The sequence below is a fragment of the Flavobacterium plantiphilum genome, assembly GCF_046000495.1.
Classification (GTDB): Bacteria; Bacteroidota; Bacteroidia; order Flavobacteriales; family Flavobacteriaceae; genus Flavobacterium; species Flavobacterium plantiphilum.
The window spans coordinates 144514-158547 of sequence record NZ_JBELQA010000006.1; the positions used below are offsets into that span (position 1 = coordinate 144514).

Annotated in this window: 13 protein-coding genes; 12 read left to right on the forward strand and 1 reads right to left on the reverse strand. The window is 34.8% G+C overall.

From position 1 onward, the window contains the following. Positions 1 to 11: 11 nt before the first annotated feature. From ABS764_RS11645 to ABS764_RS11695, 11 genes are all read left to right on the forward strand, one after another. Positions 12 to 2132 (forward strand): RagB/SusD family nutrient uptake outer membrane protein, encoded by a 2121-nt coding sequence (locus ABS764_RS11645; protein ID WP_408081974.1) that lies wholly within the window; start codon positions 12 to 14, stop codon positions 2130 to 2132. Positions 2133 to 2254: 122 nt separating this feature from the next. Further along, entirely contained in the window at positions 2255 to 2593 is a 339-nt protein-coding gene (locus ABS764_RS11650) for a cupin domain-containing protein (RefSeq protein WP_408081975.1), read from the forward strand. A 32-nt stretch (positions 2594 to 2625) separates the two neighbouring features. Then, positions 2626 to 3294, forward strand: a complete 669-nt coding sequence (locus ABS764_RS11655; RefSeq protein WP_408081976.1) for a 3-keto-disaccharide hydrolase — start codon at positions 2626 to 2628, stop codon at positions 3292 to 3294. Between the two features lie 124 nt (positions 3295 to 3418). Further along, positions 3419 to 4222, forward strand: coding sequence for an O-methyltransferase (locus tag ABS764_RS11660; RefSeq protein ID WP_408081977.1), 804 nt, complete (start codon positions 3419 to 3421; stop codon positions 4220 to 4222). A 121-nt stretch (positions 4223 to 4343) separates the two neighbouring features. After that, the gene (locus tag ABS764_RS11665) at positions 4344 to 5030 is read left to right on the forward strand and encodes an ABC transporter ATP-binding protein (RefSeq protein WP_408081978.1); all 687 of its coding nucleotides are present in this window, start codon (positions 4344 to 4346) and stop codon (positions 5028 to 5030) included. Between the two features lie 96 nt (positions 5031 to 5126). Further along, entirely contained in the window at positions 5127 to 5696 is a 570-nt protein-coding gene (locus tag ABS764_RS11670; RefSeq protein ID WP_408081979.1) for a cob(I)yrinic acid a,c-diamide adenosyltransferase, read from the forward strand. Positions 5697 to 5872: 176 nt separating this feature from the next. Continuing rightward, on the forward strand, positions 5873 to 6094 hold the full coding sequence (locus ABS764_RS11675; RefSeq protein ID WP_007138072.1) for a DUF2795 domain-containing protein: 222 nt from the start codon (positions 5873 to 5875) through the stop codon (positions 6092 to 6094). A gap of 77 nt (positions 6095 to 6171) precedes the next feature. Beyond that, positions 6172 to 9549 (forward strand): preprotein translocase subunit SecA, encoded by a 3378-nt coding sequence (gene secA, locus ABS764_RS11680; protein WP_408081980.1) that lies wholly within the window; start codon positions 6172 to 6174, stop codon positions 9547 to 9549. Between the two features lie 386 nt (positions 9550 to 9935). Beyond that, entirely contained in the window at positions 9936 to 10703 is a 768-nt protein-coding gene (locus ABS764_RS11685; RefSeq protein WP_408081981.1) for an Abi-alpha family protein, read from the forward strand. 905 nt (positions 10704 to 11608) lie between these two features. Continuing rightward, positions 11609 to 12001: a DUF805 domain-containing protein gene (locus ABS764_RS11690; protein ID WP_408082131.1), complete on the forward strand. Its 393-nt coding sequence runs from the start codon at positions 11609 to 11611 to the stop codon at positions 11999 to 12001. Between the two features lie 154 nt (positions 12002 to 12155). After that, positions 12156 to 13010, forward strand: coding sequence for an SGNH/GDSL hydrolase family protein (locus ABS764_RS11695; RefSeq protein ID WP_408081982.1), 855 nt, complete (start codon positions 12156 to 12158; stop codon positions 13008 to 13010). 118 nt (positions 13011 to 13128) lie between these two features. On the opposite strand, the gene ABS764_RS11700 is transcribed toward ABS764_RS11695, so the two are convergent. Next, a complete protein-coding gene (locus tag ABS764_RS11700) occupies positions 13129 to 13410 on the reverse strand; it encodes a hypothetical protein (RefSeq protein WP_408081983.1) in 282 nt (93 codons plus the stop codon). A gap of 248 nt (positions 13411 to 13658) precedes the next feature. On the opposite strand from ABS764_RS11700, the gene ABS764_RS11705 reads away from it, so the two are divergent. Further along, positions 13659 to 14027 (forward strand): DUF1801 domain-containing protein, encoded by a 369-nt coding sequence (locus ABS764_RS11705; RefSeq protein WP_408081984.1) that lies wholly within the window; start codon positions 13659 to 13661, stop codon positions 14025 to 14027. The last annotated feature ends 7 nt before the right edge of the window (positions 14028 to 14034 follow it).

Sequence of the window (14034 nt, forward strand, 5' to 3'; positions counted from 1 at the left end):
AAATATACAAAATGAAAAGAAAAATAATATACTTAGGCCTATTATCAACCCTAATATTCAGTTCGTGTCAAGATTTTCTTGAAACCCAGTCTGATTCTAATTTTGAATCTGAATTTGTTTTTCAATCACCATCAGAAGCAGACAAAGCATTATTAGGTGCTTATCAATTAGTTAGTTCCGAATCAGGAATACATTCTAATCGTTTGTTTTATGAAGTTACAGGCGTAGGTTCGGACATCGAATTAGGACCTGAATTTGTATCTAATTCCGGTCGTTATAACGGAGAAAACCTATATTATAAGACCCCGACTCTAGCCGACAATCCACCAGATTCATGGAATGGAATATACAAAACAATTAACCGTTGTAATACTATTATTGCAGCTTTCGAAAAAAACCCAGAATATCTTGAAGCCGACAAAACAACACCTTCAGCATTAACGCATTTGTATGGAGAAGCAATAGCTATCCGGGCTACAATGTATTTTGAGTTAACCAGAAACTGGGGAGATGTAATATATTTCACAAAACCTATACTATCTGAGTCTGATTACAAAAATGAAGGCTTAACCGATCGAAATACCATTCAAGAAGCTGAATTAGACAATCTGGTTAGAGTAGAACCCATGATGTATAAATTAAACTCTGGGGGTAACGCTACTACTGCTACTCGTATGACAAAAGAATACGTTCAAGGATTAATAGGTCGCTTAGCCTTAATCAGAGGGGGTTATGCTCTTAGACCACCTAGTTATTCCGGTGACGGAGATGTTATTCAATCTCATAGTACCAGAGGAAAAATGGTGCGTAGAAGCGATTATTTAACTTATTATACATTAGCAAACACTTATTTAAAAAAGTTAGTCTATGAAGGAAATGCTTCTCTGGTAACTACCGATTCCAGAACACCTGTTGAAAAATTCAGCAATCCTTTTCAGGCAATTTTCCAGGATGGCATGGACTACAAAATTAGTCCAGAAATGATCTTTGAGGTAAGTCAAACAGCCGGAAGTTCGACTGAACGTCCTTATGCGTTTGGTCGTCCTTCTGGTGGTGGAAGTACCGCTTACCCTCCAAAAGCTTATGGTCAAATTCGTTTTTATCCAACTTACTATTTTGGTATGTTTGACAATAAAGATTTAAGACGTGATGTTACTGTTACTACAACAGGATTAGGTGGAGTTGCTGATGAAAAAATGCTCTTATTCAAAAAAGGAAGTACTACAAATGGTGGATTATCTTTAAACAAATGGGATTATTCCCGTATGAGTGATAAAACACATGCTATCAAACAAAGAGTAGCAGGTATTAATGCTCCAGTTATGCGTTTGGGAGATATGATCTTATTATTGGCTGAAACTTATTCAGTATTAGGAGACGATGCAAATGCCAGAGCAGAATTACTAAAAATACGTCAACGCGCCTTTAATCCGTCAGATTCTGAATATACTTTAAAAACCACAACTTATGTTAATAGTAAATCAGGGACATCTCTTTTAACTGCTATTCAGGATGAACGTGCTTTTGAATTGGGAGGCGAAGGACAACGCAAAATGGATTTAGTACGTTGGGGATTACTTGCAAAAAAAGTTAATGAATTGCAAACTCAAATGACTGCCATGGCAGATGCTCTTCGTGCAAATGGTTCTTATACTTTTCCAAATGGAAATGTAATTTCTAGTCATATATATACTAAGACGTATACTCTTGCACAAGCACAAGCATTAGGTTTAAATGATATATTAACAGGAAACACTTATGTTACCGAATCAGACCCTCTATATCCTCTATTATTTCCTGCTTGGAGAGGAACAGCTACTGATTGGGCGGCTCCTTCATCTGTAACACTAAAAAAATCAATGTTAGCAATAAAAGGATTGTTTAAACCTTTAACTGATTCAGAAATTACAACTGCAACAACAGCAGGTTATACAAAAGTAGCTTATGGGATTGACTTAGTTAATGACAGTGCTAAACCTTGGGAAGTAAATATAAATGGAATATTCGGAGGTTATCTACCTGATGACTATGCAGCTAATTATTCTCCTCTATATTTAGTAGCCATACCTGCCGCTACTATTCAGGCATCAGGAGGAAATGTATCTAATGATTATGGTTTCCCAAATCAATAAATAATTTAAATTGTACAAACTAACACCTCATTACCTATAAATAATGAGGTGTTTTTTTTGCTATTAAATTCGGTAATAAAAAAAATATTCAGGAAATTTGAGCCTCCTATCTACAAACACTTATGGAAGTAATAAAAAACAAAGAAGGATTTGAAGCAGTAAATTCAAATCCGTCCTTAATGCGCAAGATTGTTCATTTAGATCATTTAATGGTTACCATTATTGAATTCCTTAACGGACCAATGGAAAAACCGGATCCACCGCACAAACACGTTCACGAACAAATTACCTATGTAGCTTCGGGTTCGCTAAAATTATTTGTCGAAGATCGAGAATACCTACTAGAAGAAGGTGATGTTTTTAAAATTGAATCCAATTTAAATCACAGCATCCAAACCCTGTCTGAATATGTGAAACTAGTAGACAGTTTTACACCACTCAGAGCAGATTTTATTTCGTAAGATTTCTAATTTAGAAAATAAAAAATAGCATTATGAATCACGTGTATCGTTTTTTATTTATTGTTCTATTTTTGCTTTCGCAAAATAGTAATGCCCAACGCATCAAACTTTTCAACCAAAAAGACTTAAAAAGCTGGTATGCTTTTGGGGAAGAAAAAGGAAAAGTAAACCATGCAGCCGAACTATTTTCGGTAGAAGATAACATCATCCGTATGTATGGTCCAAAAGCGGGCTATTTGATATCAGAACAATCTTTTAAAAATTTCAAATTAACGGTTGAATTCCGCTGGAACACTGACACTAAATTTGCTAAAAAAAGCAATAATAAAAACAGCGGTGTCATGTATCTGGTTCCTGCTGAAACTCCAGATGTTTTATGGCCTAAAGGAATTCAGTTTCAAATAAAAGAAGGTGCCACCGGTGATTTTGTTTTGTTACAAGAAGTAACTTTAAACATCAATGGAACAAAAACAGAACCAGGAAAAAGTGTGGTAACCAAACGTTTTATCGATGCTGAAAAAGCTATCGGAGCATGGAACAAACTTGAGGTTACTTCTAAAAATGGGGTTATTACTCAAAAACTAAACGGAAAATTAGTCAATAAAGGAACGGAATCATCGGTTACCGAAGGTAGAATTTTATTGCAATACGAAGGTTTCCCAATTGATTTTAGAAAAGTGAATATTAAAAAGTGTAAATAATCTTAGTCAAAAGAAATTCTTTTATTTTTGCCCGAGATTTAAAAGATTAGCATGGATTAATGGGTGTAAATCTTTTAAATCTGTGGCATTTTTTTTTAGAAAAAGTAAATCCTTTTATCAATCTATGTTTTTCCAAATCAAAGCGTATCTAAAATTTCTTTGGCATTCAAAAAACGAACATGCGGTACACTCCCCTTTTGTTTTTAGTTTGATTACCAACTGTTTTTACGATAAAAAACCAAAACCGGAATACGAAATATTGGAAGACTATCGCAATGCGCTTTTAAAGAATAAAAACAGTATTGAAGTTACCGATTTCGGCGCCGGTTCTAAAGTATTTAAATCAAATACCAGAGCGATTGCCCAAATTGCCAAAACGGCTGGGATTTCTAAAAAAAGAGCCCAATTATTATTTCGAATTACTGCATATTTCAAACCGGAAAACATTTTGGAATTAGGTACTTCTTTAGGATTAGCGACTTCAGCCTTGGCTTTAGGAAATCCAAAAGCAAGTATTACAACATTAGAAGGTTGTGCAAACACAATGGTAATTGCAAAAAAACAATTATCCTCATTGCTATCCCGAGCGAAGTCGAGGGACAATATCAATAATGTTGAATTGATTACAACTGAATTTTCAAAATACCTCGCAACGCACAACTCACAACTCACAACTTACAACTTAATTTACTTTGACGGCCATCATTCTAAAAAAGCCACTTTAGATTACTTTGAGTCTTTACTCCCAACAATTACCAATGATAGTGTATGGATTTTTGATGACATTCATTGGTCAGCCGATATGGAAGAAGCTTGGGAAACCATTAAAGAACATCCAAAAGTCTCTGTAACTATCGACACTTTTCAGTGGGGACTTGTTTTTTTTAGAAGAGAACAATCCAAAGAGCATTTTATTATTCGGGTGTAATCTTTCTGTTAAATTAATCCACTCATAAATCATAAGATTTTCACAATAATATCCACTTATTACTAAATGATTTTTTAGCTTTGGTTTTTCGAAAATAAATTCTAAATCGAAACCTGAAATTATGAGCAAGCCATTAATTAAAATATCGGATATAAAACGAAATTTTGTACTAGGAGACGAAATTGTTTATGTATTAAAAGGAATCAATTTAGAAATTAATAAAGGAGAATACGTGGCACTTATGGGACCTTCGGGTTCGGGAAAGTCCACCTTAATGAATCTTTTAGGCTGTTTAGACACTCCCACATCCGGAACCTATATCTTAAACGGAAAGGATGTAAGTAAGATGAAAGATGATGAACTGGCAGGAATTCGCAATACCGAAATTGGTTTTGTTTTTCAAACTTTTAATTTATTACCCAGAACTACAGCTCTGGATAATGTAGCATTACCCATGATTTATGCGGGATACCCAAAATCGGAACGAAATACCAGAGCTACTGAAGTACTCAAGCAAGTCAATCTGGCCGACCGAATGGATCATCAGCCCAACCAGCTTTCAGGAGGACAACGCCAGCGTGTAGCTGTGGCAAGAGCTTTAGTCAACAAACCTTCTATTATTCTTGCCGATGAACCTACAGGAAACTTAGACAGTAAAACTTCCGTAGAAATCATGAATCTTTTTAATGATATTCATGCGCAAGGCAATACTGTGATTTTAGTAACACACGAAGAAGAAATTGCGGATTATGCGCACCGGATTATTCGTTTGCGTGACGGAATGATTGAAAGTGACACTACAAAATAATTTTAGATTTCTGAATTTAGATTATTTTCTAAATCTTAATTTTTAGACTACAACATTTAATCTAAAATCAGAACTCTAAAATCTAAATTTTTTAAAATGAAAATATATACCAAAACCGGAGATAAAGGAACAACAGCACTTTTTGGCGGAAGCCGGGTTCCTAAAGACCACATCCGGATTGAAAGCTACGGGACTACAGATGAGCTGAATTCCTACATCGGACTGATTCGGGATCAGGAAATGGATTCTCATTATAAAACTATTTTAATCGAGATTCAGGACCGATTGTTTACTGTGGGAGCCATTTTGGCAACACCTGAAGACAAAACTACCTTAAAAAATGGTCAACCAAGATTACAAAATCTGGGAATCATCGAATCGGATATTGAATTATTAGAAAAAGAAATTGACACCATGGAAACTAAATTGCCTCAAATGACACATTTTGTGTTGCCGGGCGGACATCCTACTGTGTCACATTGTCATATTGCGCGTTGCATTTGCCGCCGTGCAGAACGCTTAACCGTACATTTAAGTCATAATGAAACCATTCCGGAAATAGTAATCCGTTATTTAAACCGACTTTCTGACTATCTTTTTGTGTTGGCACGAAAGTTGACCCATGATTTGAACGCTGAGGAAGTCAAATGGATTCCGAGGAAATGAGATTTTAGATTTTTATTAAATTATGAGATAACTTCAAAAAATTTTTAAAAATAATGCGTTTTAAATCAAAAATTATAAATAAAACAACGTTCTTAACTTTAACATAAAATAAATGATTTTTTACTTGTCTTTTTCAGTAAAAAAATTATTTTTGCACAAAACTAAATCGACAAAAGATGTATTGGACATTAGAATTAGCATCCTATCTTAGCGATGCCCCATGGCCTGCTAACAAAGACGAACTTATTGATTACGCTATACGTGCAGGAGCTCCACTAGAAGTAGTTGAAAACCTACAATCTATTGAAGATGAAGGCGAGATATACGAATCGATGGAAGAAATCTGGCCAGATTACCCTACTGACGAAGATTATCTTTGGAATGAGGATGAATATTAAAAACTAAGAAAAAGTCTCAAAAGAGGCTTTTTTTTTGGTTCACCATAGAGATAAATTAATTTGAAATACAACCCATTATGAGTTTCATAAACAGCATTATTAAAGCTTTCGTCGGAGATAAATCCGAAAAAGATGTAAAAGCTTTACAACCTTACATCAATAAAATAAAATCTTTTGAAAGTCAGTTAATCACTTTATCGCATGATGAATTGAGAAACAGAACGGCTTTTTTTAAAGAAACAATACAGGAGGCACGCGCTGCCCTGGATACCAAAATTGCTGCTTTAAAAGCTGAAGTTGAAAGTATCGAAGATATTGATAAAAGAGAAGATATCTATACAGAAATTGATGCGCTTGAAAAAGAAGCCTATACTATTTCTGAAAAAACTTTAATGGAAATTCTCCCGGAAGCTTTTGCAGTGGTAAAAGAAACGGCACGACGTTTTAAAGAAAACAGCGAAATTACCGTTACTGCTACCGCTAAAGACCGTGAATTTTCTGCTACTAAAACCTATGTAAGCATCGAAGGAGATAACGCCATCTGGTTAAACAAATGGAATGCTGCCGGTAAAGAAATCACCTGGGACATGATTCACTATGATGTTCAGCTGATTGGTGGTATGGTATTGCACCAGGGGAAAGTGGCCGAAATGCAAACAGGGGAAGGAAAAACACTGGTAGCAACCCTGCCTTTATACTTAAATGCATTAACCGGAAACGGAGTGCATTTAGTAACCGTGAATGACTATCTGGCAAAACGTGACAGCACCTGGAAAGCACCTTTATTTGAATTCCACGGAATGACTGTAGATTGTATTGACAATCACCAGCCAAATTCTGAAGGAAGAAAAAAAGCGTATGACGCAGATATTACGTATGGTACCAATAACGAATTTGGTTTTGACTACCTGAGAGACAACATGGCACATTCGCCATCTGATCTGGTTCAAAGAAAACACAATTTTGCCATTGTCGATGAGGTCGATTCGGTATTAATTGATGATGCCAGAACACCATTGATTATTTCAGGACCGGTTCCTCAGGGAGACCGTCATGAATTCAACGAATTGAAGCCAAAAATCGAAACACTGGTTGGATTACAACGTCAGTTAGCAACAGGTTTCCTGACTGAGGCTAAAAAATTAATCAAAGAAGGAAATACTAAAGATGGTGGTTTCATGCTGTTGAGAGCTTACAGAAGTTTACCTAAAAACAAAGCTTTGATAAAGTTTTTAAGTGAAGAAGGAATCAAACAATTGCTTCAAAAAACAGAAAACCAATACATGCAGGACAACAACCGCGAAATGCCAAAAGTGGACGAAGCCCTGTATTTTGTAATTGAAGAAAAAAACAATCAGGTAGAATTGACTGATAACGGAATCAAATTCCTTTCAGGAGATACAGATGCTGACTTTTTCGTGTTACCGGACATTGGAACTGAAATTGCCAATATCGAAAAACAAAAATTAGACAAAGACGCTGAAGCGGAAGAAAAAGAAAAATTATTCCAGGATTTCAGTATTAAAAGTGAACGTATTCACACTTTAACACAACTTTTAAAAGCCTATTCTTTATTCGAAAAAGATGTAGAATACGTAATCATGGACAACAAAATCATGATTGTCGATGAGCAGACAGGTCGTATTATGGACGGTCGTCGTTATTCTGACGGATTGCATCAGGCAATTGAAGCTAAAGAAAACGTAAAAATCGAAGCTGCCACTCAGACTTTTGCAACGGTAACTTTGCAAAACTATTTCAGAATGTACAACAAACTTGCCGGTATGACCGGTACAGCTGTTACTGAGGCTGGCGAGCTTTGGGAAATCTATAAATTAGACGTAGTTGAAATACCTACTAACCGTCCGATTGCAAGACAAGACAAAGAAGATTTTATCTATAAAACTACCCGTGAAAAATTCAATGCCGTTATCGAAGATGTAACTGAATTGTCTAAAGCAGGTCGTCCGGTTCTTATTGGTACCACTTCTGTTGAAATCTCTGAATTATTAAGCCGTATGCTTAAAATGAGAGGAGTTACGCATAATGTATTGAATGCGAAAATGCACAAACAGGAGGCACAAATTGTTGAGGAAGCAGGAAAAGCCGGAGTGGTAACTATTGCAACTAACATGGCTGGTCGTGGTACCGATATTAAATTATCTGCCGAAGTAAAAGCTGCCGGAGGTTTAGCCATTGTAGGTACTGAGCGTCACGATTCCCGTCGTGTTGACCGTCAGTTGCGTGGTCGTGCCGGTCGTCAGGGAGATCCGGGAAGTTCTCAGTTTTATGTGTCTCTGGAAGACAACCTGATGCGTTTATTTGGTTCTGAAAGAGTAGCTAAAGTAATGGACCGTATGGGACTGGAAGAAGGTGAAGTTATCCAGCATTCGATGATGACTAAATCTATCGAGCGTGCTCAGAAAAAAGTAGAAGAAAATAACTTTGGTGTTCGTAAACGTTTATTAGAATATGATGACGTGATGAACGCACAACGTGAAGTAGTTTACAAACGTCGTCGTCACGCCTTGTTTGGAGAGCGTTTGAAACTGGACATCGCAAACATGTTGTATGACACCTGCGAATTATTCGTTCAGAATACTAAAGCGACTAACGATTATAAAACATTTGAGTTTGATTTAATTCGTTATTTCTCCATCACTTCTCCGGTAACAGAAGCGGAGTTCACAAGATTAAACGAAATCGAATTAACCGGAAAAGTGTATAAAGAAGCACTAAAATACTATAACGAAAAATGTGATCGCAGCGCCAGAGAAGCCTTCCCTATTGTAAAAAATATTTTCGAAGATCCAAACAATCAGTTTGAGCGCATTGTGGTTCCGTTTACGGATGGTGTAAAAGCATTAAGCGTAGTAACTGATCTGAAAAAAGCATACGAAACAGAAGGAAAACAATTAATCGCTGATTTCGAGAAAAACATCACTTTATCAATTGTAGATGAAGCCTGGAAAAAACACCTGCGTAAAATGGACGAACTGAAACAATCTGTTCAATTGGCCGTTCACGAACAAAAAGATCCGTTGCTTATCTATAAGTTTGAAGCTTTCAACCTGTTTAACAGCATGCTAAACGGAATCAACAAGGAAGTTATTTCATTCCTGTTCAAAGGTGATTTACCGCAACAATCGGCTCCTGAAATTGAAGAAGCCAGAGAAGTAGTGCGTCCTAAAGAAAAATTGCAATTGACTAAAGACGAAATTGCTTCGCCAATTCGGTCTTCGGCCTCGGGTCCTAATAGCGAAAATATGAACCGCGAAGCTGGCGAAACTCAGCAACGCCAGGTAACGGAAACTATTGTACGCGATATGCCAAAAATCAATCGTAACGATACCGTAACCGTTCAGCAAATAGCTACCGGAAAAACAGAATCTATGAAATACAAAAAAGCAGAAGCCTTATTAGCAACCGGCGAATGGGTTATTGTTAACGAATAATACTCAGAATGCAGTAGCAGAAAGCAGACCGCATAAATTTAGAAATCCCCGATTATGAAAATAGTCGGGGATTTTTTTTTATTCTGAATTCATTTCAGAATCTCTGTACTCGTTTCAAAATCTTTTCTTTTTAGGAGCAGCACTTTTTGGGTTTTCAATGAACCTCCCTCCCGCTTTCGCCTTTATCTCTTCGCTACGCTACGAGGATATCGGCTCTATCTGGGCTAGTAAATAACGTTTTATTTCCAAAATCAATTTTGTAAGAATATTTTAATATATTTGAGTTTATTTAAAATTTAAAAAACTGTCAGGCATATCCATAAAAAATGGAGACATAAATTTGAATTATCAGTCTTTATGGACTTGTCATAACTAAATTGAACAAAATGGAAGAAAAAAACAAAAATACTGTAGATATATTTGGACTTGCACCATACGGAGAAGCTCTAAAGATTAGCGTAGAAAAGAGTTTTGATGCTGCTCAATCATTATTAAGCCGAGTTTGTATTCCCGCTGCTGAAGAGCTGGGTTTAATGTTTCAAGATAAAGTCAGATATTGGAGATTAAATAATATTATTAAAATCATTCAAAAAAGTGAAGAAAAAATGAGTTTTGATGGTGAAAAATTGACACTTTGTGCTCATCCTAGAGTGATTAAAGAGATCATGGAAAATGGTTCGTGGTGCGACGATGATACTTTACAAGAAATGTGGGCAGGATTAATAGCCTCCTCTTGTGAAAAGAATATTGGTGATGATATTAATTTACTATTTGTAAACATCTTAAAAAACCTAACCTCTAATCAAGCGAAAATATTGAATTATATTTGTGAAAACTGTCATATGGAAATTGACAAAAACGATTTCATTCATGCAGAACATATTGACTTGAATTTAGACCAAATATATGAGATCATAGGAGTTCAAGATATACATAAAATTGACACAGAGTTCGACAATATGGCTAACGCTAATTTACTAAATGGAGGTTCTTTAATAGGACATGCAAGAGGATTTACATTTGGTTCAGAAAAAATATTAGCTCAACTTGAACCTTCTCCTTTTGCAATAGCATTATACATTAAATCCAAAGGATTTAAAGGCACGCCAAAACAATATTATAACTTAGAACATATAGAGCGTGAAATAGAATAAAATCCAGATCGCTCGTCTATACACAAACGTTAGCGCAGAATTGCATTCTGTGCCTGCAACAGTGAACAAATAACTTTGTAGAATTACTTAATGAGATACTTTCTTCGTCAGCATGACAAGTTTGCGGAAAACAATTTAAAAACCTGATAGCTCAAATAGACCAATACCTCAAAAAAAGGTAATAATGAAAAAATAAAATAGCTTTTTAATTATATGCATTTCACTTCTTGTGACTACTTTGTCTGTGTTCCCTTTTTTAGGTACAGAAGAATTTCATAATAAAATAATTGAAAACTGGTACTATACTCTTCCCTTAAGAATTTTATCAGGTATTTTTATAGGGCTTATTTTTTTTATTCCTGTATTAATTTTAAACGTATTAATTAGCAAATTCGACTTTAAAAAAATTCTTGAATATATTCCGTTAAAACAACTTTTTGTATTTCTCTTTTTTGGAAGTTTAATTGGTAATATTGTATTTTTATTAATATAAAAACATACTTTTTTGATAAAACAAAATAAAACAACAAAGCATTTTAAAAACTTATTGTTTTTCTATACTTCTTTCTCTGGAAAATCTGGAAGAATTGAGTTTGGAATCTATTTTTTAGTTTATATTGTTTTACAAATAATTATGCTTCATTTATATTCCGAGATAAATTTAGATAATGAAAAAATACTAAATTTATTTTATATTTATTTAACCCGATAGCGCGGAAATGTTTTCCGTGCCCGCAACAGTGAGCAAATAATCAATAAAAAGGCAACAAAATAATATACTGTGTCGAGTAACTTGATGAGATTCCTCATTCTTCGGAATGACAAGATTAAGGAAACACTTGGTCTTGAACATCTACAAACGTTAGCACAGAATTATATTTTCTAACCGTAACAATAAAAGCATGATGAACCATTTGAAAAAAATACTGTTTTTCTATTCTTCTTTCTCTGGAAAATCTGGAAGAATTGAGTTTGGAATCTATTTTTTAGTTTATATTGTTTTACAAATAATTATGCTTCATTTATATTCCGAGGTAAATTTAGATAATGAAAAAATACTAAATTTATTTTATATTTATTTAATCTTATTGTTACAATTTATCCCCATGCAAGCTGTAGTAACAAGAAGATTAAGAGATTTAAGCATAAATACGACGTTAATTATTATAAATTTTATTCCAATTCTAAGTCTTATTTTTAAAATCTATTTAGCTGTTGCAAAACCTAACCCGATGGCTCGGATTTGCACAAAGGTTAGCGCAGTCCCGAAGTTTCGGGATCTATTCTCTGAACGCTAGAATGAGAAAAACACTTTGTAGAGTAACTTGATGAGATTGTTTCGTTCCTCGCGATGACAAAACTGGGGTTACTGAGACTTAAAAAATCGGTGACAATCCGTTGCATCTGTATCATCTGTGGTCGATTTCTCAACAATAATAAAATAATAAATTCATGAAAAAAACACTAACAACCATTTGTATTCTTATCTCAGTAAGTTTTAGCTTATTTGCACAACAGCCTACTGTAACTGCGATTCCAAAAGTAATATTAACAGAGCATGAAAAAACATTAGATTCCCAATGGGCCGGCAAGCGTGTCGCTTTTCTGGGCGATTCGATGACTGATAAACGCCGTGTGGGTACCACTTATGTATATTGGGAGTACCTGAATGAATTGCTGGGAATTGAATCATTTGTATATGGCATTAGTGGAAATCAATGGAATCATATTTACACGCAGGCGGAAAAATTACAGACTGAGAAAGGAACAAATATTGATGCCATAATATTATTTGCCGGAACCAATGACTACATGCATGGCACTCCGCTGGGTGAGTTTTTTACTGAAACGACAAAGCAAACCAATTATAACGGACAAGAGGTCACACGCAAATACCGAACTCCAAATCTAAATGACTCGACCTTTTGCGGACGTATCAACAAAGCCATGTCATTCCTGAAAAGCAATTATCCGCAACAACAGATTGTTATTATGACTCCTATTCACAGGGGGTATGCCAAATTCAATGAAAAAAATGTACAACCTGATGAGAACTTTGCTAACGAGCGTGGTCTTTATATTGATGATTATGTTAATGTACTGAAACAGGCGGCTTCAAACTGGGCTGTGCCACTGATTAATTTATACAGTACAAGCGGTTTGTTTCCAATGGCTGATAAACAACTGCAATATTTTCATAATAAAGAAACAGATCGCTTACATCCAAACGCATCGGGTGATTACCGCTTAGCCAAAACAATTCAATATCAATTACTGGCTTTGCCTTCGGGTTTTGTGAGGGAATAAAGGATTACATTCAAATAAAAAACGGCGCAGACTCCGTTGAGACCTGCGCCGTTTTTTATGCTTATAGCAAAAAGTTAATTTATTATTAGATAATTGGATAATAATGATAATTTGTAAGCTAGAATAATTTATATATTCTGTTAATCGGGATAACTACCCCCTGTTTTAACACAATATTTTTATCCGTCACCGCCCAGACAGTAGTATTTACCATTTTTTTTGATTCACTGTCTTCAAAGAAAATCTTAATTTTTGAATGCTCTAAATTTCCTAATGCCAAAGCCCGGTTTATTTCGCCTATTCGTGTTTTAATTTCGTTGTCATCCTCCAGGACATCTGTTTTTGGGAACATAAGAGAAGCAATGTTTTCTTTTTCAATTGTTGCAAATTCTGCTGTCATAATTCTAAAATTTAATTAATAATTACTCTTCACCGGAACAAAATAACAAAAGCTTTAAATGCTTATAATTGCTGCGATGAGCGCATATATAAATTTAAAAAATATCTTTTTTTTAAATGCCAATATTTTATTAATTTTCCAGAAATACTCTTAAATTACACTGAATATAACAACACTTAGCGTATCCAATTGGGGAAAAATTTAACTATTCTCTTTTTCACTGATTGTTAGCTAATAATATAAAAAAAATGAACGATCAGATACAGCATTATTTTCTAAGCAAACAAGGAGTAAACAGAGATTGTTTACTGGCTCTGAGAAGTATTATTCTTCATCAGGATCCTTTTGTTACGGAAACACTAAAATGGGGAATGCCTTGTTATTGTTATAAAAAAAAGATATTCTGTTATTTATGGACCGATAAAAAAACAGCAGAACCTTATTTATTATTCGCAGAAGGAAAACATCTGTATTATCCGGAATTAGAACAGGGACAACGCTCCCGAATGAAAATTTTCAGAATCAATCCCCACGAGGATTTACCCTTACAGCAAATTGAAGCTATCTTGCAAAAAGCATTAGATTTATACAAAAACGGAATCATCAAAATAAAATAAAAAATAC

Coding starts and splice junctions, on each gene's coding strand:
- ABS764_RS11645 (WP_408081974.1), top strand. CDS start 12: ATGAAAAGAAAAATAATATACTTAGGCCTATTATCAACCCTAATATTC.
- ABS764_RS11650 (WP_408081975.1), top strand. CDS start 2,255: ATGGAAGTAATAAAAAACAAAGAAGGATTTGAAGCAGTAAATTCAAAT.
- ABS764_RS11655 (WP_408081976.1), top strand. CDS start 2,626: ATGAATCACGTGTATCGTTTTTTATTTATTGTTCTATTTTTGCTTTCG.
- ABS764_RS11660 (WP_408081977.1), top strand. CDS start 3,419: ATGTTTTTCCAAATCAAAGCGTATCTAAAATTTCTTTGGCATTCAAAA.
- ABS764_RS11665 (WP_408081978.1), top strand. CDS start 4,344: ATGAGCAAGCCATTAATTAAAATATCGGATATAAAACGAAATTTTGTA.
- ABS764_RS11670 (WP_408081979.1), top strand. CDS start 5,127: ATGAAAATATATACCAAAACCGGAGATAAAGGAACAACAGCACTTTTT.
- ABS764_RS11675 (WP_007138072.1), top strand. CDS start 5,873: ATGTATTGGACATTAGAATTAGCATCCTATCTTAGCGATGCCCCATGG.
- secA (WP_408081980.1), top strand. CDS start 6,172: ATGAGTTTCATAAACAGCATTATTAAAGCTTTCGTCGGAGATAAATCC.
- ABS764_RS11685 (WP_408081981.1), top strand. CDS start 9,936: ATGGAAGAAAAAAACAAAAATACTGTAGATATATTTGGACTTGCACCA.
- ABS764_RS11690 (WP_408082131.1), top strand. CDS start 11,609: ATGAACCATTTGAAAAAAATACTGTTTTTCTATTCTTCTTTCTCTGGA.
- ABS764_RS11695 (WP_408081982.1), top strand. CDS start 12,156: ATGAAAAAAACACTAACAACCATTTGTATTCTTATCTCAGTAAGTTTT.
- ABS764_RS11700 (WP_408081983.1), bottom strand. CDS start 13,410: ATGACAGCAGAATTTGCAACAATTGAAAAAGAAAACATTGCTTCTCTT.
- ABS764_RS11705 (WP_408081984.1), top strand. CDS start 13,659: ATGAACGATCAGATACAGCATTATTTTCTAAGCAAACAAGGAGTAAAC.